Origin of the sequence: Terrisporobacter glycolicus ATCC 14880 = DSM 1288 (assembly GCF_036812735.1) — a bacterium.
Classification (GTDB): Bacteria; Bacillota; Clostridia; order Peptostreptococcales; family Peptostreptococcaceae; genus Terrisporobacter; species Terrisporobacter glycolicus.
This window is the reverse complement of sequence record NZ_CP117523.1, coordinates 529,289-553,378: the sequence shown is the minus strand read 5'-3', so window position 1 is coordinate 553,378 and position 24,090 is coordinate 529,289. Positions and strand designations below refer to the sequence as shown.

At 27.5% G+C, this 24,090-nt stretch carries 25 protein-coding genes; 7 read left to right on the top strand and 18 right to left on the bottom strand.

Features of this window, described 5'->3' with window-relative positions; genetic code table 11:
- The first annotated feature begins 14 nt into the window (after positions 1-14).
- Together TEGL_RS02885 and TEGL_RS02880 are read left to right on the top strand one after the other, a co-directional pair.
- Positions 15-1,247 carry an aminotransferase class I/II-fold pyridoxal phosphate-dependent enzyme gene (locus TEGL_RS02885; protein WP_018592402.1) on the top strand — a complete coding sequence of 411 codons (1,233 nt, stop codon included), beginning with the start codon at positions 15-17 and terminating at the stop codon, positions 1,245-1,247.
- Positions 1,248-1,332: 85 nt separating this feature from the next.
- On the top strand, positions 1,333-1,749 hold the full coding sequence (locus TEGL_RS02880) for a DUF2871 domain-containing protein (protein ID WP_018592403.1): 417 nt from the start codon (positions 1,333-1,335) through the stop codon (positions 1,747-1,749).
- Positions 1,750-1,807: 58 nt separating this feature from the next.
- Here the strand turns inward: TEGL_RS02880 and TEGL_RS02875 are convergent, their stop codons facing one another.
- The 6 genes from TEGL_RS02875 to TEGL_RS02850 all read right to left on the bottom strand — a co-directional run bounded on the left by TEGL_RS02875 (position 1,808) and on the right by TEGL_RS02850 (position 7,142).
- A complete protein-coding gene (locus TEGL_RS02875) occupies positions 1,808-2,740 on the bottom strand; it encodes a hypothetical protein (protein WP_018592404.1) in 933 nt (310 codons plus the stop codon).
- Between the two features lie 148 nt (positions 2,741-2,888).
- Complete coding sequence (trhA, locus tag TEGL_RS02870) at positions 2,889-3,536, bottom strand: PAQR family membrane homeostasis protein TrhA (protein ID WP_018592405.1); 648 nt, start codon at positions 3,534-3,536, stop codon at positions 2,889-2,891.
- A 111-nt stretch (positions 3,537-3,647) separates the two neighbouring features.
- Positions 3,648-5,021 carry an MATE family efflux transporter gene (locus TEGL_RS02865; protein WP_018592406.1) on the bottom strand — a complete coding sequence of 458 codons (1,374 nt, stop codon included), beginning with the start codon at positions 5,019-5,021 and terminating at the stop codon, positions 3,648-3,650.
- Between the two features lie 177 nt (positions 5,022-5,198).
- A complete protein-coding gene (locus TEGL_RS02860) occupies positions 5,199-5,903 on the bottom strand; it encodes a LiaF transmembrane domain-containing protein (protein WP_018592407.1) in 705 nt (234 codons plus the stop codon).
- 1 nt (position 5,904) lies between these two features.
- Positions 5,905-6,360 carry a LytTR family DNA-binding domain-containing protein gene (locus TEGL_RS02855; RefSeq protein ID WP_018592408.1) on the bottom strand — a complete coding sequence of 152 codons (456 nt, stop codon included), beginning with the start codon at positions 6,358-6,360 and terminating at the stop codon, positions 5,905-5,907.
- A gap of 230 nt (positions 6,361-6,590) precedes the next feature.
- Positions 6,591-7,142 carry an NADH peroxidase gene (locus tag TEGL_RS02850; protein ID WP_018592409.1) on the bottom strand — a complete coding sequence of 184 codons (552 nt, stop codon included), beginning with the start codon at positions 7,140-7,142 and terminating at the stop codon, positions 6,591-6,593.
- Between the two features lie 376 nt (positions 7,143-7,518).
- Here TEGL_RS02850 and TEGL_RS02845 point away from each other — a divergent pair, with 376 nt between their 5' ends.
- The gene (locus tag TEGL_RS02845; protein WP_018592410.1) at positions 7,519-7,914 is read left to right on the top strand and encodes an RrF2 family transcriptional regulator; all 396 of its coding nucleotides are present in this window, start codon (positions 7,519-7,521) and stop codon (positions 7,912-7,914) included.
- Positions 7,915-8,108: 194 nt separating this feature from the next.
- On the opposite strand, the gene TEGL_RS02840 is transcribed toward TEGL_RS02845, so the two are convergent.
- The 8 genes from TEGL_RS02840 to TEGL_RS02805 form a co-directional block, all read right to left on the bottom strand.
- Entirely contained in the window at positions 8,109-8,540 is a 432-nt protein-coding gene (locus TEGL_RS02840; RefSeq protein WP_018592411.1) for a hypothetical protein, read from the bottom strand.
- Positions 8,541-8,569: 29 nt separating this feature from the next.
- Positions 8,570-8,770 (bottom strand): helix-turn-helix transcriptional regulator, encoded by a 201-nt coding sequence (locus tag TEGL_RS02835; RefSeq protein ID WP_018592412.1) that lies wholly within the window; start codon positions 8,768-8,770, stop codon positions 8,570-8,572.
- Between the two features lie 183 nt (positions 8,771-8,953).
- Complete coding sequence (locus TEGL_RS02830; protein ID WP_018592413.1) at positions 8,954-10,066, bottom strand: DHHW family protein; 1,113 nt, start codon at positions 10,064-10,066, stop codon at positions 8,954-8,956.
- A gap of 12 nt (positions 10,067-10,078) precedes the next feature.
- Complete coding sequence (locus TEGL_RS02825; protein ID WP_018592414.1) at positions 10,079-11,482, bottom strand: MBOAT family O-acyltransferase; 1,404 nt, start codon at positions 11,480-11,482, stop codon at positions 10,079-10,081.
- A gap of 75 nt (positions 11,483-11,557) precedes the next feature.
- Positions 11,558-12,055, bottom strand: coding sequence for a hypothetical protein (locus tag TEGL_RS02820; RefSeq protein ID WP_018592415.1), 498 nt, complete (start codon positions 12,053-12,055; stop codon positions 11,558-11,560).
- 96 nt (positions 12,056-12,151) lie between these two features.
- Complete coding sequence (locus tag TEGL_RS02815; protein ID WP_422397142.1) at positions 12,152-12,829, bottom strand: ATP-binding cassette domain-containing protein; 678 nt, start codon at positions 12,827-12,829, stop codon at positions 12,152-12,154.
- 67 nt (positions 12,830-12,896) lie between these two features.
- A complete protein-coding gene (locus TEGL_RS02810) occupies positions 12,897-13,814 on the bottom strand; it encodes a glycine betaine ABC transporter substrate-binding protein (RefSeq protein WP_018592417.1) in 918 nt (305 codons plus the stop codon).
- Between the two features lie 30 nt (positions 13,815-13,844).
- On the bottom strand, positions 13,845-14,495 hold the full coding sequence (locus tag TEGL_RS02805) for an ABC transporter permease (RefSeq protein ID WP_018592418.1): 651 nt from the start codon (positions 14,493-14,495) through the stop codon (positions 13,845-13,847).
- A gap of 140 nt (positions 14,496-14,635) precedes the next feature.
- Here TEGL_RS02805 and TEGL_RS02800 point away from each other — a divergent pair, with 140 nt between their 5' ends.
- Complete coding sequence (locus TEGL_RS02800) at positions 14,636-15,850, top strand: MFS transporter (RefSeq protein WP_018592419.1); 1,215 nt, start codon at positions 14,636-14,638, stop codon at positions 15,848-15,850.
- A 60-nt stretch (positions 15,851-15,910) separates the two neighbouring features.
- Here the strand turns inward: TEGL_RS02800 and TEGL_RS02795 are convergent, their stop codons facing one another.
- Genes TEGL_RS02795 through TEGL_RS02785 form a run of 3 tightly spaced genes read right to left on the bottom strand, consistent with a single transcriptional unit; the run spans position 15,911 to position 19,272 of the window.
- On the bottom strand, positions 15,911-17,314 hold the full coding sequence (locus TEGL_RS02795) for a VWA-like domain-containing protein (RefSeq protein ID WP_018592420.1): 1,404 nt from the start codon (positions 17,312-17,314) through the stop codon (positions 15,911-15,913).
- Positions 17,315-17,316: 2 nt separating this feature from the next.
- Complete coding sequence (locus tag TEGL_RS02790; RefSeq protein ID WP_018592421.1) at positions 17,317-18,444, bottom strand: ATP-binding protein; 1,128 nt, start codon at positions 18,442-18,444, stop codon at positions 17,317-17,319.
- A gap of 12 nt (positions 18,445-18,456) precedes the next feature.
- The gene (locus TEGL_RS02785; RefSeq protein ID WP_018592422.1) at positions 18,457-19,272 is read right to left on the bottom strand and encodes a hypothetical protein; all 816 of its coding nucleotides are present in this window, start codon (positions 19,270-19,272) and stop codon (positions 18,457-18,459) included.
- 229 nt (positions 19,273-19,501) lie between these two features.
- Between TEGL_RS02785 and TEGL_RS02780 the strand changes: the two genes are divergently transcribed.
- Complete coding sequence (locus TEGL_RS02780) at positions 19,502-20,119, top strand: GNAT family N-acetyltransferase (RefSeq protein ID WP_018592423.1); 618 nt, start codon at positions 19,502-19,504, stop codon at positions 20,117-20,119.
- A gap of 66 nt (positions 20,120-20,185) precedes the next feature.
- Complete coding sequence (locus TEGL_RS02775) at positions 20,186-20,872, top strand: lysoplasmalogenase (protein ID WP_018592424.1); 687 nt, start codon at positions 20,186-20,188, stop codon at positions 20,870-20,872.
- Between the two features lie 78 nt (positions 20,873-20,950).
- Here TEGL_RS02775 and glyA read toward each other — a convergent pair whose 3' ends face one another.
- Positions 20,951-22,192 (bottom strand): serine hydroxymethyltransferase, encoded by a 1,242-nt coding sequence (gene glyA / locus TEGL_RS02770; RefSeq protein ID WP_018592425.1) that lies wholly within the window; start codon positions 22,190-22,192, stop codon positions 20,951-20,953.
- A gap of 283 nt (positions 22,193-22,475) precedes the next feature.
- Here glyA and TEGL_RS02765 point away from each other — a divergent pair, with 283 nt between their 5' ends.
- Positions 22,476-24,050: a BCCT family transporter gene (locus tag TEGL_RS02765; protein WP_018592426.1), complete on the top strand. Its 1,575-nt coding sequence runs from the start codon at positions 22,476-22,478 to the stop codon at positions 24,048-24,050.
- Positions 24,051-24,090: the final 40 nt, after the last annotated feature.

The window sequence follows — 24,090 nt, the reverse complement described above, 5'->3', positions numbered from 1 at the left end:
TTGGAGGATTAAAAATGGATTTTATAGACAGCATGATTTCAGAAAGACTGGGCGATTTATCTTTCTTTAATACATCTACGCGATTATACAAATTTGAAAAATTAAAAAAAATGACTAATGATGCTAAAATAAATAATCCTGACACACCACTTATTAATATGGGAGTTGGTGAGCCTGATAAAATTGCCGACTCTTCAATTGTTGATGTTTTGTGTAGAGAATCACATAAGAATGAAAATAGATTTTATGCAGACAATGGCATATTTGAGTTTCAAGAAGCAGCTTGTAGATTTATGAAAAACGTATATCATATAGACAATTTAACTTGCGAAAATGTTATGCATGGTATAGGCTCAAAATCTATTTTAGCCATGATTCCTATAGGCTTTATAAATCCAGGTGATATTTGCTTAATGACTGTGCCTGGCTATCCGATTATGGGTACTTATACTAAATTTCTAGGTGGAGAAGTCTACAATTTACCCCTTTGTGAAGAAAACAACTTTTTCCCTGACTTAGAAAATATTCCTAAAAATATTTTAAAAAGATCTAAACTTCTTTATATTAATTATCCAAACAATCCAACTGGACAAATTGCCACTAAAGAGTATTATGAATATTTAGTTGATTTTTGCAGAAAAAATAAGATTTTCATAATCTCTGATATGGCATATGGTGCTTTAACTTATGATGGTCATAAACCCTTAAGTATTTTAAGCGTCGATGGAGCTATGGATCTTTGTTTAGAAATTCACTCTTTATCTAAAAGCTTTAATATGACTGGCTTTAGAATGGCTTTTGTAGTAGGATCTCCTAAGACTATTAAACTTTATTCAACTATTAAAGGTCACACTGACTCTGGACAATTTATTCCTATACAAAAAGCAGCTTCATTTGCTCTTGATCACTATGAAAAGTTCATTTCAGAAAATATAGAAAGATATTCTAGACGTTTCGATTTACTGATTGATGTTCTAAGAAAAATTGGATTTAGGGTGGAAAAGCCTAAAGGTGGATTTTACCTTTATGTCCCTATTCCTAAAGGTGCTGGTGATGTAGTATTCAATAGTGCAGAAGATGCTTTCGCTTATATTTTAAATAACGCCATGTTATCCACTGTTCCTTGGGATGATTGTGATGCTTATTTAAGACTTTCCGTTACTTATGAGGCTTATAACAAAGAAGATGAAATTAGCCTTATGAAGGAAATTTATAATAGACTCACAGCTCTTGATTTAAAATTTTAAATAAATTAATCCTACTTCACTTTGTTTCAACTCGAACCTTTTTAGGTATATATATTATTATTAATTATTTTGCGGGAGGTAGGATATGCAAAAATATTTTAAGATTTCAACATTTTATTTGATTTTAGGGTTGGTATTAGGAGTTTTTTATAGAGAGTTTACAAAAATAAATAATTTCACTGGAGTGACATCTTTAAGTGTAACTCATACACATACATTAATGCTTGGATTCATATTTTTTATAATTGTATTACTACTAGAAAAGAACTTTAACATTTCTAAAATAAAAGGTTTTAAATCATGGATTATAACTTACAATATAGGTCTTCTATATTTAATTTCTACATTAGTTTATAGGGGTATATTACAAGTTAGTAATAGTGATTTTGCTGGTCTTAGCCACATATCAGGTCTTGGCCATGCTATTTTAGGTATAGCTTTAGTATGGTTTGTTGTTATAGTTAATAAAGGAATAAAAAATTATGACGACAAAATTTCCTAAAAGTTAAGGTATTAATAGATGTAAGTTTTTAATTTTCATCTATTAATACCTTTTTAGATTAAATACTATTTATAAATTTATCATATTCATCTTTCTTGTCATCTATAACTTCATGTAAGCTTACTTTGCTATCTTTTAATTTTTTTAGAATAATATCAACTTCTCTTTGTAATTTACAAATATCTTCATAAGAATTATTTATCTGACTGTTTACAGATATATCTGTAAATATATTATCAAAAAATATATCAAAAGTTTTCATGGTATTAGAAAAATTTAAGCTATCTATATTAATATCTTTTAATTCTTTATTAAAATTACATAACAAATTTGAAATTCTTATAAACTGATTTTGAGCTTGGTCAACTTTTTCATGCTTTGCTATGGAAGAAATAAAGTCTCCACCAAGTAAATCAATAGTTCCCCAGTTTTTTGCAGACTGTAATATTTCTTTTGTATATGCAATTTCTTCATATAAAATATTCCCAGATTCTATAGATTCTTCCATTTCCTTAAGCCCTTTAAGGCAATTGTCTAGTTCTTTTTCCATGTTTATAATTCTATTTTTCTCATTTGCATCTCCATATATATTTATTAGGGATAATTTTGTATCTAATAACTCAGCATACCTATTTTCACAATTCTCTAATGAGCTTAATCTATCCTCTATTCTTAACTTGCTGTTTTTAGATGAAGTAATTCTAGAAAAGCAGTCACCATGTTTAAGTTTTGCTATTAAATATTCCTTTTCTTCTTTTTCAATCTTTTCATCTTTATTTCTTATAATTGTGCATATAATACTTGATAAAGATACCTTCTTTAGTTTTTCTACATCGTGTAGTTCCTTATTTAAAATTTCTTCTAAATCTCTCAATTCACACTCATACATAGAAATTTCTTTATCCAGATTATTAAGCTTTTCTTCTAATACTTTTTTCTCTGCAACCTGATCCTTTATTCGGTTTATTTTTACATTTATATCCTTTAACATAATATCCCCCTTATTACATATTGACTATATTATATACGATTTTTAGCCATATGGTCTTTCTATTATTTTTATGTTTTATTCATATTTAGTTACAAATTATTAAAACAAAAATCACCCATTCTAATAATTAGAGTGGGTGATTTTTGTTTTATATTACATATTCAAACACTGAGATAAAGTGACATAAACTTCCTAAAAGGATAAATATATGAAATATCTCATGAAATCCTAAATTTTTAAATTTAAGTGCAGATGGCTTAAGCCCATATATTACTGCTCCTATGGTATAAAATATTCCTCCCATAAGTAATAAAAATATCCCTCCAAATGGTATAGAGCTATAAAGTGGTTTTATCATAAATACTGATATCCATCCCATACCTATATATATACAAGTAGATATCCATCTAGGACAATTAAACCAAATCATTTTGAATAGAACGCCGCAAACTGCTATTGTAGCAACAACTGTAAATAAAATCCAACCTTTGTGCTCTTCTAATGCAATTAAACAAAATGGAGTATATGATCCTGCTATAAGTATAAAAATCATAGAATGATCTAATTTTCTTAAAAATGCAATTACCTTATCTGATGCCATTACTAAATGATATGTAGCTGATGCTGCATAAAGCAAAATCATGCTTATTCCAAATATGATTACTGCAGTTAAGTCTATAGCAGATGCACTTGTTAATGTAGTTTTTATTACTAATGCTAAGAGACCTGCAAAAGAAAGAATTGCTCCACCTAAATGAGTAAATCCATTAATAGGTTCCCTAATATATGTTCCCATGAAATACCTCCTTATCCCTTGTCGGTCAGTTGACCGATAATAGTTTGATTGTAACTCTAATATCAAAAAAAGTCAACTTAGTAAACAAGTTTTAACATTCTGTTAACCATTTTATATGTCTTTTACAATATTGTTTGCCCATTTCTTAGACAAAGCTCTTGGTACACCAAATATAAATTTTGCAATTTCCTCTGTATAAGTTAAAGCAACTAAAATATAAATAGGAACACCTTTGTAAGCAGCAAGGAATGTTAAAGGCAATGATACAAACCACATGCATCCCATTTCTAGAGTTAAAGCATATTTAGTATCTCCACCACTTCTAAGTACTCCTATTATTATAAAAGTATTAAATGTCTTTAGTGCCATTAATACTCCCATTACAATAAATATCTTTCTTATATCTGGTGCAAGACCTGGGCTTACACTAAAAACTTTTAGAAGTGCTGGAATTGATAAAATTAGTAATCCACCAAAAACTACCCCTGCTAAACATACTAGTATGGCGAACTTCTTAGAATAGCTAACTGCCTTTTCTATATGATCCGCACCTAATTCATTTCCTATCATAATAGATGAGCCAATAGCTATACATACTGATGTCATTATAAAGAAATTTCCTGTACTTGATGCAATTTGGCTGGCTGCAATAGCTGATGTTCCCGCTTTAGAATAAGCCACTGCATACAATACGGTTCCAAATGCCCATAAAGTATCATTAAAAAATACAGGTATTGTTTTAGATATAAACGCCTTAAATAAATCTCTATTGATTAATTTTATATCTTTAAAAGTAAATCTTAATTCATAATCACTTTTAATAAAATAAACATAACTAACTAACAATATTAACTCAACTATTCTCGATATAACTGTTGCCAAGGCTGCACCGCTAGCACCTAAAGCCGGCATTCCAAATTTTCCAAATATAAATATATAGTTTAGAATTATATTTAATACTAATGATATAGAACTACAAATCATTCCAAGCTTTGGATTTCTAATACTTCTCGATCCCATACTAAATACATTACTAATTGCAATTATAGGATAACAAAATCCTATTATTAAAAAGTAATTTACGGCAATTTCAACTACACTTTCATCAAGAGAAAAGAAATGAATTATAAACTTTGGAGAAAAAATTGCCATAGTGGCAAATATTATTCCTAAAGCTAGAGCAGATAATGATCCTAAAGCTGTAATTTTTCTTATATTTTCTTTATCATTCTTTCCAAAAAATTGAGCAATAAATAAACCTGCTCCTCCTATAATTCCTGATAAAGCCATGTTGTATAAAAAGAAGTATTGATTAGCTATACCAATTGCTGCCACTGATACCTCTCCCAGCCCTCCAACCATAATTGTATCAACCATATTTATTAAAGTTGATAATAAGTTCTGAATTATTATTGGAATACATAAGGTAAGCAATGTTTTATAAAATATTTTGTTTTCTTTGTCTAATTTAAATATGTATTGCAAAGTTTCACCTCATCTTTCTTTATTACTTAGTACTCTTATATTTTTACATATACCTCTTAATAATATCACATTTTTTAAATATTTTGACCACATAAAAAACACCCCCATCGTTAGAATTTTGGTCCAACAATTGGGGCGTGTTACATTATTGAAATACCCTTAGTTTATTTATAATATTTATACATATACTATTTCTACACCTGAAAAACTAGCACTTCCTATTATGGTTAAAATATTATCTGAATTTCCAATATTTCTGTTTTTCTCATCTATACCTGCAAAAGATGTATTAACCCTATTCTCCACAGTCCAAGTCTTAGGTATATATAACTCTACTCCAGAAAATGATGCACCTATTCTAACTACTCCACGTCCATTATACAACTTGGTATTATCAAAATATACCTTCATTGAACCAAAGCTACAATCTAAATCTGCTTGCTCAAATTTATCTGAGTTAATATATTTGATACTTCCACCGAAGCTAGTACCTAATTTTATATGACCTTCATCTTCAATATTAATAGTTTCATACTCATCATATTTACAATCATATTTATGTTTATAGTGATGCCATCTAGGTCCTTTATAAAAAATCATGGAAAGACCAAAACTACCAAGAGTTGCGGCTATTAATACTGTCCATGGTGTAATTGCTGTAATACCTAGTTGATTATCAAATATAATGCAAATAAATGCTAATGGGAATAATATTCCTGGAAAGCTTCTTCTAAGTGTACTTTTTATCATAATTCCCAAGAGAAAAACTGTTAATAATACACTAAATACATTTATATTAGCAAAGTAGCCAAGTTTATTAACTATTAAAGCAACACTTCCTAATACAAGCAAAAGGCCCCAAAAAATTCTTTCTTTTTTCATTTTATCTCCTCTTTTCTAATAACTTAATTTTTAGTGGTTTATAATAATGTCTTGAAACATACACTTGTTTATGTGTATTTTGGAATTCAACGATACTTGATGATGTTAGGTTTCGTGTTATGGAGTAAATGTGATTTATATTTAATATAGTAGATTTTGATATCCTCATAAAATTATCTGGTAAAATCTCTTCAAGTTCATAAAGCTTGTACTTAACCTGATAAATATCGTCACCTGTGTGGGCACTAATATTAGCATATTCTGTCTCAAAGAATAATATTTCTGCCAATGATATATAGTACTCCACATTATCTTTATAAAAAGTAATTTGCGTTTTCTGTGAGATTATTTCAGTTATGGCTTTTTGAATATTACTCACTTCTTCATTTAATTGGCTGCACCTAACTATTACTTCATCTTCTTCAATTCTTTCATCAACTTCAATTCGTATTTTCATATCTTCACTCTCCACATTATCAATTATAGTCATTAGAATTTCTTTGTAAACGAATTTAGAGTAAGTGGTTAATTTATCTTTGTAAGAGGTAGTTTTTTAATTATTAGTTACAAACATTTTATTTAAAGGGTTATATTTTTCATATTCTAAATGTTTTTTTAAATAAAAAGCTGTATTACACCTTTTATTAAGTGTAATACAGCTTTTGTAAATTATTATTTTTATGTTAATTAAGCTTGTTTACCAAAGTATCTTTCTAATAATCCTAAGAATGCTTTACCATGTCTAGCTTCATCTTTACACATTTCATGAACTGTATCATGTATAGCATCTAATCCTAATTCTTTAGCTCTCTTAGCTATTTTTAATTTTCCTTCAGTTGCTCCGTACTCAGCGTCAACTCTAACTCTTAAGTTTTCTTTAGTATCAGCAACAACTACTTCTCCTAATAATTCAGCAAATTTAGCAGCATGTTCTGCTTCTTCGAAAGCTATTCTCTTGTAAGCTTCTGCAACTTCTGGATGTCCTTCTCTATCAGCTTGTCTTGACATAGCTAAGTACATTCCTACTTCTGTACATTCTCCAACGAAGTTAGCTCTTAATCCTTCAACTATCTCTTCGTCAACTCCTTGGGCTACACCTATTCTATGCTCATCAGCCCAATTCATTTCACCTTTCATTTCTTCGAACTTTTCAGCTCCTACTTTACATACTGGACATACTTCTGGAGCAGCTTCTCCTTCATATATATAACCACATACTGTACAAACAAATTTTTTCATCTTATATTCCTCCCTAATTTTTATATAAACTAAATATTATATACTGTTTAGTTTTAATTTTTTATTATGCTATATTAATACCACGTATTATTAACCTTAAACAGTTTTTTCAAAATTTTTTTATTATTTTTACCCTTCTATAATTTTAACATAAAATTTTCTATTTCGTGAACTATCGAATTCATAAAATAAACATCTTACCAACACCACAGTATAATATTTCCTTCAAAATATTTGTAATTATTATCCTAAGCTAAATATACTTTTTATATTAATTTAAACTTCAAATCTAAAAATTTATTATTTATCTTGTGTTTAATACTTAGGAATTTATATAATAATACATATATAAACTATCTTATCAAAGGAGATTATAATGTATTTATCAAAATTTACAGATTATAGCTTTCGAATACTAATGTATTTAGGTAATCATCCAGATAATCTTTCTACTGTTGATGAACTATCATCCATTTTAGGTTTATCAACTCATCATATAAAGAAAATAGTATATAAATTATCTAAAAATAATTATATCTCATCATCTAAAGGAAGAAATGGTGGTATAAAATTGGGTATGGATCCTAAAGATATAAACTTAGGCAAACTTCTTGAAACAACTGAGGATAACTTAAATATTCTTGAATGTTTTTCTCTTGAGAATAATACTTGCTCTATAAATGATTGTTGTAAACTAAAACCTATTATAAATGATGCTCTGAATTCATTTAAACTCACTTTAAGTGAATATACTTTAGAAGACATACTTTAAAAGGATGGATTACCTATTGGCTATCCATCCTTTTTCTGCATACATATCTTTTTCTACATCAATAAATACTTGTGCTATAACTTGATAAGCTTCACCTCATGCGTTTAGAACATCATCCGTTACTGCATCTCTTAAAACTTCCTTATATTATTTATATTGAAAAATACTACTATATATTTTCTATTGTTTCTTATTTACATTTCTTTGTCATATTTAAATCTGTAAAATATACCATAAAATACTACAAATAAATAAGAAAAAACTAGTAATAGTATAATCGCCATATCTACTCCCATAAGAGCAAGAGAAAGGATTAGTGCTCCAAATACATAAATCATCATTTCATAGGCCTTGGCTTTTGCAGCATTGCCAATTGCAATATTTCTTTCATCATTTTGTTCTATTTCTAATTGTTTTTTTATCTCAGGATTATTTTTCATAGCCCTTTCACCTAATATATTACCCATGCCATGACCAAAAACCCCACACCCTAACCCAACACAAATATATGGTAGTGTTTGCATAATCCCTTGTGGATTTGATATGGATTTTATAAGAAATAAACCTAACCCAAGTAATAGTATACCTAATATAGTAAAACTATAATCTACCAAACTCTTTTTCATTATCTATACCTCCCTACTAGATATAAAAATTATTTTTCTTCTTCATAAATAAATATTTCTTCTATCTGCATATTAAAATATCGTGCAATTTTAAAAGCAAGAATAATAGAAGGATTATATCTTCCCTTTTCCAAAGAACTAATAGTTTGTCTAGAAACCTTCAGTGCTGCTGCTAGCTCTTCTTGTGTTATTTCTCTTTGTTTTCTAATTTCTTCTAATCTATTGTTCATAAATAGTGCACTCCTTATCAGTTTATGTAAAGCACACTTTACACACTTTAATAATAGCAGATTATAATTTTATGTCAAGTTAACTTTACATTTTTTTATAATTATACCTACAAAAAATGTAGCTACCAGTTTCCAATTCTTAGTAACTACATTTTAATAAATTTTTAATATCTACTAAATAAATCATAAGCTAAAAAACTTAGTTATTATACCACTATTATTTAAAACTAATGTATTATACATAAATAGCACGTCACTATTTTCTTCAGTTTGAATATATTTTTCAAATTTAGTAGAGTTTATATATCTTAAATCTATTAAAATTATTTTTGAGTATTCACTTATAAGTAATGGTGCTAAACTGCTCCCAAAGGAATCTCTAAATATATAAAGCTCTTTTCCACTTGTGTTATTTGGATTTTCTATACTTAAAAGAGGTTTAGGTCCTCCTAAATATACATCGTAAGAATCAACATTCTTAAAATTTTCATCATTATAAACTTTTATATACTCCTGATTTTCAAAATCATATACCTTACAACCCTCAATTATCTTATTATTTAAATAAATAAGTTTATCGGGGTTAATATTAGTTGCAGCTTGTCTATAATATGATCCATAAAAATAGTCAAACTTTTTTTCTTCATACTTGTTACTACTACCTTTATTTTCCATTGTTTTAAGTAAATTTTCTGCCACAGTAAGCAAATTTTCTTGTTTCCAATGTAAGTCTGTATTGTAATAATCTTTTATTTCTAAATCTTTTATAATATCAACATACTTCATATTTTTAGTGTCATTGTTCATTATATTTATTAATTTCTTATAATCTAAACTTAAATATCCTTTGTCTTTTGACACAAAATAATTCTTATCAGGTACAATAGTATAGTATATATTTGAATTTTTAAAATATGTAGAAGCTATTTTATTATACAAATCTGTACTATTATAAATAGATTTCTCGTTTAGGGGATATTCCATTTTATAAATACTATTATCTATTATATAAATATCATTGTTATCTTTTTCTTTAAAAATTTCAGTATTAATAAAAGCTTTAAGTTTTCTAAAATTATCTCTTAGTGAAAACTGGTCTAAAAAATAATCTTCCATATCTTTGAAATACTCACCTTCTATAAGCTCTTCTACTGTAAACTTAGGTAATTGTGATAATTTCCTTCTTTCTTCATAAGATATTTCTTTATCTTTTGAAAAAATATTGATAAACATAAATCCAAGTAACATGATAATAAAGCTTATACTAATTATTTTATTTTTTGATTTCATATCCATGTTAATCCCTCCTTAAAATCTGAAATATAAAAATGGATTAAAAGAGCCGTCTATTAAATACGAAGTGACTATTATTAGTAAAATCATATTAAATAAGGGATTTATTAGAAAAATAGTTCTTTCTCCTGCAGAGCTTTTTCTTATTTTCTCAATTATATTTTTTAATAAAGGTGTGCTTCCTATTATACTTATGATTAAAATCACTGTATAACTTTTTAAATAATAAGCAGAGAATTCATTGTACATAATCAATCCATTAAAATTAAACATATTATATAGGCTATTAAATACTTCTTTTATATTTTCATTATAAAAAATCACAAAACTTATTATAATAAAAAACTTAGCATAAACATGTTGAATAAATCTTGGTAATTTTTTTATTATATCTTTTAATAATAACTTTTCAATTACTAGCAATGTGCCAAAATAAAGTCCCCATAATACAAAGTTCCAGCTGCCTCCATGCCAAAGTCCTGTGAGAAACCATACAACAAATATATTAAAAATCCACCTTAGATTACTTACTCTATTACCACCTAAAGGAATATATACGTAATCTCTAAAAAAGCTTGAAAGTGATATATGCCATCTTCTCCAAAATTCAGTAATACTTTTTGAAATATAAGGATAGTTGAAGTTTTCTAAGAAATGAAAACCAAACATTCTTCCAAGTCCTATAGCCATATCACTATAACCAGAAAAATCATAATAAATTTGTAATGGGAAAACAATAGCTACTATCCAGTATGACAAAATACTTTTTTCCATATTATTGTTCATCAAATATACAAGCATTCCTAGATTATTTGCCAAGATTACTTTTTTACTAAGGCCTACAATAAATCTATTTACACCATAGGCAAAGTTTTCAAAAGAATGAGTTCTACTATTCAACTCTTCTTGTATTGTTGTATATCTTACTATTGGTCCTGCAATAAGTTGCGGAAATAAACATACATATGTGGCGAAATCAATAAAACCTTTACATACCTTTGCTTTTCCTCTATACACATCCACAACATAACTTAGAATTTGAAATGTATAAAAACTAATTCCAATTGGCAGTGCTAGATTTAATAGTTTTGTATTTGCACATAATATATAATTAATGTTTCTTATTATAAAATCTCCATATTTAAAAGTAATCAAAATCCCTAAACTTATAATCACACTACTTATTAAGAATAACTTTGAATACTTTTTATTTCTATATTTATCTATTAACATTCCATGAATATATCCACTAAAAGCAGAAATTAACATTAATAAAGTATAACTCGGTTCTCCATAAAAATAAAAAAACAAGCTTACTAAAAACAATATTAAATTTTTATATTTATTTTTACATGTAAAGTAAATCATTATTGTTAATGGCAAAAAATAATATAAAAAACTTATACTTGAAAATAACAATTCCTACCTCCTTAAAATTTCATTATGCAAAAATAGCCTGAAAATTGTATCTCCAGGCCTTTTATATATTATTTACTATTTAACTTTTGATAAACTCATAAAAGCATCTTTTATTGGACTTGCTTCAGTTTTATTTGCCATTAAAAATAGCACTGTATTATCTATACTCTCTACTATTACTTCTTCTGCCTCAACACATACCCATTTTCTTGGATTTGCGTTTTCTTTTATTGTTGCTTTAACCTTATCTACATCAGCATTATCATCTAACTTAAGTAATACTAACTCATAAGGTATAGAACTCATCATAGGTGCTGAGCATATTCCCTCTGCAAATTTAAAGTCTATGTCCCCTATATATCCTTGTATATTTTCTTTATTTAATTCTACAGTTTCATAATGTTTTAAAGATGCTCTAAATTCTTCATCTAAATCTGCTCTTTCATAAATCTTATCTAATACCTTTGTTAAACTTTCTGATAAAACCGGATCTCTATCAACTTTATCTGAGCTACATCCAACTAATGAAAATATTATTAATGTAGTGATAAAAATAGTAATTATTTTTTTCATAGGTTTATCTCCTTATTTATTGTTAATTTAAATCTACCATATAGTATATATTTGCTTCAAGTTACAAGAAGTTATATTAATATATCTATATAAAAACTAATAACCTCTTACCAAATCTCTGACAAAATCGCTTTGTGGTTTTTCCTTAATATGACAAGGAGATGAATATTGAATTATTTTGCCTTCATTCATAACTGCCACTTTTGTTCCAAGTTTTAAGGCTTCTTTTATGTCATGAGTAATAAAAATTATAGTAACACCTAAATTTTTATAAATGTCAATTATTGCCTCTTGTAATATCCTTCTAGTAATCTCGTCTACTGAACAAAAAGGTTCATCCATTAGCAAAATTTTGGGACTTGAAACTAGAGCTCTAGCTATACCTACTCTTTGTTTTTGCCCTCCTGATAATTCACTTGGGTATCGTTTTAATATATCATAATCCATACCAACTAATTTTATTATTGCATTTACCTTCTCTTTAATTAATTTTTTATTTTTTATTTTTGATAAATTCAATACATACGATATATTTTTTTCTACAGTCATATGAGGAAAAAGTCCTATATCTTGAATTACATATCCAATATTTCTTCTTAGGTAAATCTTATTAGTCTGCAAAATGTCATCACCATTGACAATTACCTTTCCTTTTTCAGCATATATAAGCCCATTTATTAATTTAAGTACTGTAGTTTTTCCACACCCTGAACTACCTATTATTGTTAAAAACTCCCCTTTTTTTATATTTAAATTAAAGTTTTCTAGTACAATTTTATCTTTATATCTTTTACTTACATTTTGAAATTTTATAATATTATCTTCTATGACACTTCACCACCTATTCTATAAGTCCTTTTTCTTGTAAGAACTCCTTGGCTACTTCTTTTTCATCTCTATTTTTTCCTTCTACTTCATAATTTAATTTAGCCATTTCTCTTTCACCAATAATATTATCCATTTTCATCAACACTTTTTCTAATCCCGGATATTTTTCTAGAGTTTCTTCTCTTACAACAGTAGAACAATAATAAGTATTGTAAAAGTGTTTATCATCATCTAAAACTGTCACATCTGAAACGGATAGTTGACCATCTGTAGTGAACATATTCATTACATCTATTTCTTTGGCATTTATTGCATCATATTTTAATCCTATATCTATATCTTTGACATCTTTAAATTTTAATCCGTAGGTTTCACATAATGCATCATATCCATCGTCTCTTTCATAGAAATCATACTCAGCGCCAAAGGTAAGTTTTGAGGCATATTTAGCTAAATCTGAGTAAGTTTTAATATTATATTTTTCTGATAAATCTTTTCTTATTACTAATCCAAAAGTATTATTAAATCCATATAAACCAATCCACTTAAAATTATATTTTTCATTGTATTTTTTTTTCAACTCTTTAAATAAAACCTCATCATCTGGAATTTCATTTTCTTTAAGTACAAAGCTCCATCCTGTTCCAGTATACTCTGGATACAAATCAAATTCTCCCTTTTCCATAGCTGGCTGAATATTACTCGTTCCTCCTCCAATACCTTTAGTAATTTCCACTTTTAAGTCTGTATTTTCTTCTATTAACAGACCTATCATCTCACTTAAAATAAACTGCTCTGTCATAGGCTTAGTAGCTATTTTTATAGTTCCTTCTGATTTCTCTTTTTTTGAGCAGGATATACCTGTCGTAATGCTTATAGTCAAAATCATTAATACCATAGAAATTCTTTTGAAACATTCCTTAATTTTCATTTTTCCCTCCCAAATTAAATTTATCTCTTTTTAATTTAATTTCCATTTTCTTTTTATAAATTTTTCTATTAGTCCAATAATTAAATCGACTACCAGCGCTAGTACTGCAATTAATAAACTTCCTGATACTGTTAATGCTGCATTATTTGTTGTAATTCCTCTATATATGGCTACTCCTAATCCTCCTGCACCAATAAATGATGCAATCCCTCCTAGTGCAATTGTCATAACAACCATATTTCTAAGGCCAGACAGTATAACTGTTGTAGCTAAAGGAAGCTTTATCTTGTATAAAATTTGATAATCTGTACTTCCCATTCCCTTTGCTGATTCTATTATGGCAGAATCTATAGTTTCAATCCCTGTATATGTGCTTCTAACCATAGGAAGTAATGCATATATTGTCAAAGCTATAATAGCCGTTTTATCACCTATACCTGATATTGGTATAAAAAATCCTAGTAAGGCTATGGATGGGATTGTATAAATAAAATTTACTAAAGAAAGAACTGGAGAAGTAGTTGTTTTGAATTCACTAATAATTATTCCAAGTAAAATTCCTATAATTGAGGCTATTACAATAGCTATTCCACAAATCATCATATGTTGCAAAAGAATTTCTAAAAAAAAATCACTTCTATCTATATATAGCTGAAATACTTCTTTTAATATTTTTATCACCACCAACTTTAGTATTTAACATCTTCTCATACATAATCTTATGAGTTTTTTCATATAGATATGATGAATAGACTTGAGATTTAGTTGAAAAACTATGTATAATGATAATTTGTACTTATTATTTTTTATAGGAGAAACTTATGATATTTGATAAAAGTGTTCTTTTTACTAAAAAAGAATTGAGATTTTTTTGTACATATAGACTATTATTTGGAATATTTTACTCTGTTATGATTCCCATTATCCCACTTTACTTAAATTCATTCGGAATTGCTACTGTTATGGTAGGAACTGTTCTGTCTCTTTATGGAGTAGCAAAAACATTAATTCAAATGCCTTTTGGTATAATTTCTGATAAATTTGGAGACAAATCCACCTTGATATTAGCTATTCTTTTAATGGCTGTAATACCTCTATCTTACACACTCTTTAAAACTGGACAGGCTGCAAGCTACCTTTATATAATTCAAGGAGGCGTACTTGGAATGGCAGCACCTGCTACTTATTCCATATTATCTCGCTCTCTAGACGAGAAAAAAAGAGGTGAGTGTACAGGTCTAGCATCTGCTGTTTTTACATTAGGAGGAGGTATTGGTAGTGCTATTGGCGGTTTCATCGTTACTAAATTTAATAATTACAATCTAGCTTTTTACTTATCTTCTGCTGGAATATTTTTAACTGCTATTTATATAATTTTTAAAATTAAAAGTGATAATCAAAAATGTTTTAAGAGTAAAAACAAAAATACTACAAATAAGGTAAAGTTTAAAGACATTCTTTATGAAATAAAAAAATATAAACTTGTCTACAAAATTTTAGTTCTAGGTAGCATAGCTTTTTTAGGTGATTATATTTATGGTTGTGTTGTAGCATTAATTCATTTTTATACAAAAAGTGTACTTAATACGTCCATAGCTTACTCTTCTGCTATTATTTCCATCTACTTAATAGTTTTTGGTATTGGTGCACCAATAGCTGGTTCTATTGCAGATAAAATAGGAAATAATAAACAAATTATATTATCATTTTTTGTTATGAATATAACTTTATTAGGACTTAGTTTTACTCGAAATGTCTCTATTTTCACTGTAATAATTATTTTATATTTTTTAGGTGCTACTTTTTTAAATGCAGCTCTTCAAAGCTCCTTAAGTGAATTTGGCAATTCTCCTAAAATCAAAGGGATTGTTTTTGGCTTTGTTGGAGGATGTGAATCTTTAGGATATGCCGTTGGACCTTTAGTATCTGCATTTATTTATAATATAAATAACTATTTCCTATTTTTAAGTTTACTAATAGTATCACTTATGGTTTCTCTAATATATTTTATCTTTCATAAAAAGGCAAATTTTTAAAAGTTTCAATAAAAATAGGATGTTTTAAAACCATTAAGTATTTTAAAACATCCTATTTATTTATAGCATTGGTTGTTGATTATTCATAGAATAACCATCACTTCTAATATCAATCATATCTATAATTTCTTCTTTTACTTCAACTTTACTTAATTTTTTTACAGCTCCATAAGGTTTAAGTACTGAAAGATTATCTCCTCTTCCAGATATAACCCATAAAATATTATACCCTCTTGGCACTACTTTAAGTCTTTCTTCGCCTTTTCCGTCAGTAAAGTATACTAATAAGTTTAACTTTTTATTGTTAGCATATTGAAAAACTGGTGAAAATTCTGTCCCTCTACCTGTAGCAATTCTGTCTTTCACATCTTTCACTGATTTTACTTTATATGTTCTTCTAATTTCATTGTCACATTCTATTACGGTAATTTCTTGGTTGTAATTTTTAACAATGCTAAGGACTTCTTTAATTGCTTGTTTGAATTCTTCATCGCTTATACTTCCACTTATATCAATAGCTACAGCAATTTCTGACCTATGACCTCTAAGTTCCCCTCTAAGATCTAGTCTATTAGGTTGTCTTCTATTCCTTCTTGTTATAGTCTTCTTTTTATTAGCTTCCACAGTTCCCATTAGTTTTTTTAAGTACAAATTCCAAGGAAGTTCTCCTTTGCTACTTTTTAAAGATTTTATCATTCCTTCCAGGTAATTCGGAATACTTCCTTTTTGTGAATTATCAGCTATTTTTTCTGTAAATTCTTTTAAAGTTTTTTCATCTATTTCATCAGACTCATCCCAAGAATCATGAGTTTTTTCTATATCAAACTCTACAGCCACATTTTCATTACTATCTATTTCTTCACCTTCATCACTTTCTTTTTGTAAATCTAGTTCTGTTTGAATTTTTTCCAAATAATACTCAAAAGTTTTATAAGACTCCAGCTTTAAGTTATATTTCACATTTATATACTCTAATGTAATTGCATAGGGTGGTAAATAATTCAAATATTGATTTACAACCACATCCATTGCCATATTAATTGCTAAAGTAGTGTATTTATCTTTTAAATCCTTCCCTCTAACTAAATGTTGAGATACTATATGAAGAATTTCATGCTTTATAGTAGTCTCCATTTGCTTTATATTAAGTTCCAAGAAAATAATTGGATTAAAGTAGATTACATATTTTGCACCTTTGAAACTAACAGAAGTTGCACTTGTCATATCAAATCTTATGACTTTTTCCATTTGAAATAAAAAGTAACCATAAAAATTATCTTTATCTTCCATTAAACTTAAATTTACCTTGTCAACAAGATCAAAAAATTCCCTATTATATTCTTCTTCCATTATTACTTCATATTTTTCACCCTTACGATATGCTTTCAACATTTCACCTGCATTAACTACTTCCATAGCTTTTTCATAAAGGTATTTTCTTTCTTTTTCAAAATAAGTTTCCATAATTAGCTCCTTATTGAATTATAAGCTTGAAAGTACACATCCACAAAATTTTCATTTTCTATAGCTTTTTTGTATACCTCATTATAACTAATTTTCATATCCTTCATAATTCCAACCATTAAATCTATTGGATATAGTCTTAAAAATTCAACAAATCTATTTATAAGGAATGTATTATTTTCATCTTCTCTTATTTTATTTTCCAGTGCTTTTAGTATGTTCATAGCACTTATATAAAGTCTTGTGTGACTTTCATTTTTTATCCCTTCTATTACATTTTCATCTAAATTTTCTTTAGAAAAAACATCATCAAATGATATTAATGTACTGCGATTAGACTCCACAAAACTTACAAATTCTTCTGCAATGATTTTTCCCACATTACCTTTTATAACATTTACAAATACAGATCTTGGTATAGTGTCTTGTTGTTCTTTGTACATTTTATAAGTTTTAGATACTCTTTCATAACTTCTTGGAGTTGCTCTAACGTCCTCATCATTTATTTTGTGTAAATACTCTGGGAATGTGGAAATAAACTCTATAACCTTAGTCTCTAATCCTGAACCTATTGCCCATTTTATCCATCCATTATAATCTGGCTCCATATTCAACCAAACAAATCTATTTTCTTGTGCAGCATCCATATCCACAACCTGATAATCAAAATCTGAACCATATTTGCTTGATGGATTCATTGCTGCTAGTATCTTCACATTTTGAGGTAATTTATATCCATTTATTTCTCTATTTAAAATTAAGTTCATAAGTTCTTGTTGAACTGTATGTTCACAACGATTTATTTCATCTATAAATAAAAGTACACTTCTTCCTTTATTTATTTCTTCATCAATTTCCCTTAATTTATTGTGAACAGCATAAATAGTAGTTTTCTTTTCAATTCTATTTCCATTAACATCTCTACTTTCATAAGATTCAACTGTTGGAAGTCCTCCTATTTCACCTTCTTTAAGAAGGTTCCCATCAATAGTAACTAATGTCCAGTCATTATCCTTGGCAAGCTTTTTAGCTAATGCTGTTTTTCCTATTCCACTTTCACCTACTACTAAAGGAACTTCTTCAGTAGATAATACTAACTCTACACTCTTTAATGTATCTATAAAATTCATAATCTCTCTCTCCTACATTATCTTTAACTTTTCATCTACAGCTATTTTCTTTGCTTTTTTACTTCCATATTTATAAATAAACAAAATCTTGTCCATTGCAAAAGTCTCACTATTTCTATCTATAGCAGTACAGTTTAGAAAATCTCGCACATATTTTTCTTCCACATTTTCACTACTTAATACTTCTTTTAGTATTTCTTGTAAATCTCCTAAATTTATTTGTTTTTGTATATCCCTGGGTATATGTTTAATCACTAAAATATTTATTTTTAAAAATTCAATAGCATTTTCTTTATTTATATCATGCATAAGTCTCACCGCTGACTCATTACTTTTCACAGCTAATAATTTAGTATTAAAACTTGGCGATTTAATATATCTTAATGCATCATAACTAATTTTCACAGATTCTTCTTGCACTTTTTCAGTTGGATTTTGTATATATTTTATTGAATCATAATTTTTTCTTACTGCAAGTAGTTGTAATTCCTCACTAGGATTTTTTATATACTGAATTGCCCATCCTGACTTATCTATAGCTAGTCTTATTACTTTGTCTGTTGGATTCTTTATATAATCTAAAATACTCCATCCTTCATTTACAGCTTTTATCATCATTTTCTCACTTGGATCATCTATATATTGAATTGCTCTTACATTATTTTCTAAAGCAAGTTCTTTCATTTTGTCTGTTGGATTTTTTATATTTTTTAATAAAAGCCCATTTCTTCCTAAGGCTAATAATTTCATTTCATCTGTTGGATTATTTATAGTTGTTATAATAGAAGGATTTCTTTTTATCATTTCAATAAATCTTGATTCTTCCATATGGTACCTCCCTATCTATTATCATTTTTTTAGTTTTTTATATTTATAATTACTTTTCATTATAATTTATATACTTTTTGTGTCAATTTAAACAGTATAATTTTGGAAATAAATAGAAAAAATAGTTGATTCTAAATTTTAATTTTTATAATTATAAACTTTGTGAATTTAACATATTTATACCAAAATTCATAATCTATAGTAAATCTAAAATCAAGAGGTTAAAATTATGAATAATATATTTGGTTATAAAGTTTCAAATTCTCAATACCCACAGATGAAAATTATTGAAACACCTAGATTTATACTTAGACCAGCAACATTACAGGACGTACCTGATATTTATGAATATCTTAGCCAAGAAAAAGTAGTACAATATCTACCTTTTAATGCACATAAAACTATTAATGATACTAAAAAATTCGTTCAGGTATTTTTTATTAATAATTACAAACAGGGTAAGGTAGGTAATTATGCTATCTATCATAAAAATGATAAAAAAGTAATTGGAAATATAGGGATTAACAATATAAGAACTAAATCAAAAGAAGGCGAAGTAGGAATTTGTATAAATCCTAAATATTGGGGTAATGATTATTCTACAGAATTGACAGTAATAACTCTTATTACTGGCTTTGAACTTTTAGATTTAGATAAATTGGTAGCATTAACATATTCAGAAAATAAATATACACCAAAATCTCTAAATAACTTAGGATTTAAATATGTTAAGACATACAAACCTAAAAGAAATCTCCAAGTATCTCATAGATTCGAACTAACAAAATCAGATTATTTACAATTGAAGAAAGAATATTTACCTAAATTAGTAAAAGGATTTTATTAATACAATTAAAAAAGTATTTATCATAGCAAATCATATTATAATAATATTAAAGGGGGAATAAGTATCATGTTAGCTTATTATATAAATTTAATATTATTTTTCATATCATTATTAACACTAATTTACTTCAAATATAAGCCAAAAAAGAATTACGCATTTATTTTCAAAACTATTACTAGTATTTTATTTATCTCTACAGGGATAATATGTCATATGAAATCACCAGGAGATAATTATTATTTTTTATTAATAATTATCGGTCTGATTTTTTCTTTATTTGGAGATATGTTCCTTGCACTTAAAATAAATCATAAGAATGGCTCTTTAAATAAATACTTTCTCTATGGAGTTGTTAGTTTTTCACTAACTCATGTAATGTATATTTGGGCTTTTGTTCATTTAGGTTCCTTTAATATTATTGACTTACTAGTAGCTGTGGTTTCAGCCTTTGTTGCTATTTCAATATTGAAATCCAATAAAAATATAGATTTTAAAGATATGTTACTACCGACAAGTATTTACTCTTTTATCATTTGCTTAATGACTTTTGAGTCTATAAAACTAGTATTTTTATTAAAATTTGACATGGGAACATATTTACTTTTAGTTGGTGCCTTACTATTCATATTCTCAGATATAGTCTTATCTTTTATATTATTTGATAAACATCATAAAAAGTTTTTGTCTGCAGTAAACTTGATTACTTATTATACTGGTCAATTTCTAATTGCTTCAACTTTATTGTTCTTTTAAATCTTGAACATAATAAGGGACATATCTTTATTGATATGCCCCTTCAATATTATAATTTACTATATTATCTTAAAATTATTAGTCCATCAAATTATATTCCTCATATAAAGGATATTTTTCTGTAAGTCCAATAACTAGATTTCTAGCCTTATCTTCTAAATCATCAGTTAAACATAAGTCTATAGCCTCTGCTATAACTGCCATGTCCTCTTCTTTCATTCCTCTTGTTGTAACTGCTGCAGTACCTACTCTTATTCCACTAGTTACATTTGCTCCATTTGGATCAAAAGGAATTGCATTTTTATTTGTAGTAATGTAAGCTTCGTCTAATCTCTTTTCAGCTTCTTTTCCTGTTATTTTTTTATTAGTCAAATCAAGTAATATTAAATGATTATCTGTTCCTCCAGTTAATAATTTAAAATCTCTTTTCATTAGTTCTTCAGCTAATTTCTTGCAATTTTTCACAACTTGACCTTGATATTCTTTGAACTCATCACTTAAAGCTTCTTTAAAGCAAACAGCCTTGGAGGCAATTATGTGTTCTAATGGACCTCCTTGAGTTCCTGGGAATATAGCTTTATCTACAGCTTTTGCATATTTTTCTTTACAAAGAATTATTCCTCCACGAGGCCCTCTTAAAGTTTTATGAGTTGTACTTGTTACAAAATCTGCCACTTCACAAGGATTTTGATGAAGCCCTGCCGCTACTAAACCTGCAATATGAGCCATATCTACCATTAACAATGCTCCAACTTCGTCAGCTATTTCTCTGAACTTTTTAAAATCAATTGCTCTAGGATAAGCACTTGCCCCTGCCACTATTAACTTAGGTTTCACTTCATTAGCAACTTTTCTCACATTATCATAATCAATAAATCCATCTTTAGTCACTCCATATTCATGGAATTCAAAATATTGTCCAGATATATTTGCTGGAGAACCATGAGTTAAATGCCCTCCTTGAGATAAATTCATTCCCATTACTTTATCTCCTGGTTTTAATATAGCAAAGTAAACTGCTATATTTGCATTTGCCCCAGAGTGAGGTTGTACATTGGCATGTTCTGCACCAAAAATTTTCTTCACTCTTTCTATTGCCAAAGTCTCAACTTCGTCAATATGTACACATCCTCCATAATATCTCTTTCCAGAGTATCCCTCTGCATATTTGTTAGTCAAATGACTACCCATAGTTTCCATGACTGGCATTGATACTATGTTTTCTGATGCTATCAACTCTATATTTCTCTGTTGTCTAAGTAGTTCTCTTTTCATACTGTTATAAACTTCCATGTCAGCTTGTTTTAAATTTTCAAACATTCTCTTCATCCTTTCATTTATAACCTACTGTTGACAAATCATAAATCTGCAAGTTCACCTACTATAAATATAGCATTTTTTTAATATATATAATATATAAATTTTGTGAGTTATAAAAATACTTCCTCCGTGAAACTTCACAATTATTTATCATACATAGTTTATATACAAATTCATGAATTTGCAAAAGTAACAACGTCATGTTATAATGAGGTTGTTATAAAACAACTTTATTTTTTTTGCAAGTTGTTTATATATTAAAACTTAATTAGGAGGATATATTATGAATATAAAAAATAAAAATAGTGTCTTTATAATCTCTATAATATTCACTAGTTTTATAATTGGGTTTGGCTTAATAGCTCCAAACTTATTTAAGCAGATTTCTAAAAATTTATATAATATAGTAATTATTAATTTCAACTGGCTTTACTTAGTAGTAATGTTTTTACTAGTGCTTTTTACATTGTTCTTAATTTTTAGTAAATATGGTGATATAAGACTTGGTAAAGATGATGATAGACCTGAATTTAATAATTTATCTTGGTTTTCCATGTTATTTGGAGCAGGAATGGGTATAGGTTTAATATTTTTTAGTGCAGTTGAGCCTATGAAACATTTTGTAAATCCCATTAATTCACCGCCAGGAAGTACCGAAGCAATAAATTTTGCAATGCAACAATCTTTTATGCATTGGGGTATAACACCTTGGTCAGCATATTCAATCATGGGACTTGCTCTTGCATATTTTCAGTTTAGAAAAGGTGCACCAGGATTAATAAGTAGTATATTTTTGCCTATCATAGGAGAAGATGGTGTAAAAGGACCTATAGGTAAATTTATTGATATTTTAGCAGTGTTTACAACAGTCACTGGTATTGCTACATCTTTAGGTATGGGCACTATGCAAATAGCTGGTGGATTAGAATACTTATTTAATATTAAAAATACTATTTTTATACAAATACTTATAATTACTGTGGCTACGTTCTTATATATAAAAAGTTCTACAAGTGGTTTAGATAAGGGAATTAAATTATTATCAAATATTAACTTAATTTTATCATTTCTATTTTTAGGTGGAGCAGTACTAATTGGTTCTCAATCTAATATGATGAGAAACTTTTTAAATGGAACTGGATTATATCTAGAAACATTTGTATCTCAGAGTTTATTTATAGACAAAAATGGATCATGGATAGCTAATTGGAGAGTCTTTTATTGGGCACTATGGATAGCATGGATTCCTTTTGTTGGTATATTTATAGCAAGAATATCAAAAGGTAGAACAATCAGAGAATTTATAATTGGTGTAACAATAGTCCCTGCATTAGCCTGTATGATTTGGTTTGCAGTATTTGGAACATTAGGTATGGATTTAGGTATTGATTTTGCTAGAAATTCAATTACAGTTACTGAAACAGCATTATTTAAAGTCTTGGCAAATTATAATCTGGGAGGAGTATTATCTGTAATAGCTATGATACTTTTATGCACTTTCTTTATTTCATCTGCCGATTCTGCTACCTATGTATTAGGAATGTTTACATCTAATGGAGATTTAAACCCTAGTAACAAAAACAAAATTGCATGGGGAATAATTCAAGCCTTATTAGCAATAACTTTAATTATATCAGGCGGATTAGAAACATTACAAATGGTATCTATAGTATCCGCATTCCCTTTTGCAATAGTAATGCTTATTAGTATTGTATCTATAAAAAAAGCCTTACACGCAGAATTTAGCAATAAAAAATCTATTAATAATAAAAAAACTTCAAATAATACTATAGATACAAAAGAAATATATTTGAATAATTTAAAATCAGATAATAATAAGTTTAAAGAAATATGCTAATGAAATTGCCTATTTAGCATATTCATTAATTTTAAGTATA

Excerpts from the sequence above, each read along its gene's own strand:
- TEGL_RS02885 (WP_018592402.1), top strand. The coding sequence starts at position 15 with ATGGATTTTATAGACAGCATGATTTCAGAAAGACTGGGCGATTTATCT.
- TEGL_RS02880 (WP_018592403.1), top strand. The coding sequence starts at position 1,333 with ATGCAAAAATATTTTAAGATTTCAACATTTTATTTGATTTTAGGGTTG.
- TEGL_RS02875 (WP_018592404.1), bottom strand. The coding sequence starts at position 2,740 with ATGTTAAAGGATATAAATGTAAAAATAAACCGAATAAAGGATCAGGTT.
- trhA (WP_018592405.1), bottom strand. The coding sequence starts at position 3,536 with ATGGGAACATATATTAGGGAACCTATTAATGGATTTACTCATTTAGGT.
- TEGL_RS02860 (WP_018592407.1), bottom strand. The coding sequence starts at position 5,903 with ATGAAAAAAGAAAGAATTTTTTGGGGCCTTTTGCTTGTATTAGGAAGT.
- TEGL_RS02855 (WP_018592408.1), bottom strand. The coding sequence starts at position 6,360 with ATGAAAATACGAATTGAAGTTGATGAAAGAATTGAAGAAGATGAAGTA.
- TEGL_RS02850 (WP_018592409.1), bottom strand. The coding sequence starts at position 7,142 with ATGAAAAAATTTGTTTGTACAGTATGTGGTTATATATATGAAGGAGAA.
- TEGL_RS02845 (WP_018592410.1), top strand. The coding sequence starts at position 7,519 with ATGTATTTATCAAAATTTACAGATTATAGCTTTCGAATACTAATGTAT.
- TEGL_RS02840 (WP_018592411.1), bottom strand. The coding sequence starts at position 8,540 with ATGAAAAAGAGTTTGGTAGATTATAGTTTTACTATATTAGGTATACTA.
- TEGL_RS02835 (WP_018592412.1), bottom strand. The coding sequence starts at position 8,770 with ATGAACAATAGATTAGAAGAAATTAGAAAACAAAGAGAAATAACACAA.
- TEGL_RS02830 (WP_018592413.1), bottom strand. The coding sequence starts at position 10,066 with ATGGATATGAAATCAAAAAATAAAATAATTAGTATAAGCTTTATTATC.
- TEGL_RS02820 (WP_018592415.1), bottom strand. The coding sequence starts at position 12,055 with ATGAAAAAAATAATTACTATTTTTATCACTACATTAATAATATTTTCA.
- TEGL_RS02810 (WP_018592417.1), bottom strand. The coding sequence starts at position 13,814 with ATGAAAATTAAGGAATGTTTCAAAAGAATTTCTATGGTATTAATGATT.
- TEGL_RS02800 (WP_018592419.1), top strand. The coding sequence starts at position 14,636 with ATGATATTTGATAAAAGTGTTCTTTTTACTAAAAAAGAATTGAGATTT.
- TEGL_RS02795 (WP_018592420.1), bottom strand. The coding sequence starts at position 17,314 with ATGGAAACTTATTTTGAAAAAGAAAGAAAATACCTTTATGAAAAAGCT.
- TEGL_RS02790 (WP_018592421.1), bottom strand. The coding sequence starts at position 18,444 with ATGAATTTTATAGATACATTAAAGAGTGTAGAGTTAGTATTATCTACT.
- TEGL_RS02785 (WP_018592422.1), bottom strand. The coding sequence starts at position 19,272 with ATGGAAGAATCAAGATTTATTGAAATGATAAAAAGAAATCCTTCTATT.
- TEGL_RS02780 (WP_018592423.1), top strand. The coding sequence starts at position 19,502 with ATGAATAATATATTTGGTTATAAAGTTTCAAATTCTCAATACCCACAG.
- TEGL_RS02775 (WP_018592424.1), top strand. The coding sequence starts at position 20,186 with ATGTTAGCTTATTATATAAATTTAATATTATTTTTCATATCATTATTA.
- glyA (WP_018592425.1), bottom strand. The coding sequence starts at position 22,192 with ATGTTTGAAAATTTAAAACAAGCTGACATGGAAGTTTATAACAGTATG.
- TEGL_RS02765 (WP_018592426.1), top strand. The coding sequence starts at position 22,476 with ATGAATATAAAAAATAAAAATAGTGTCTTTATAATCTCTATAATATTC.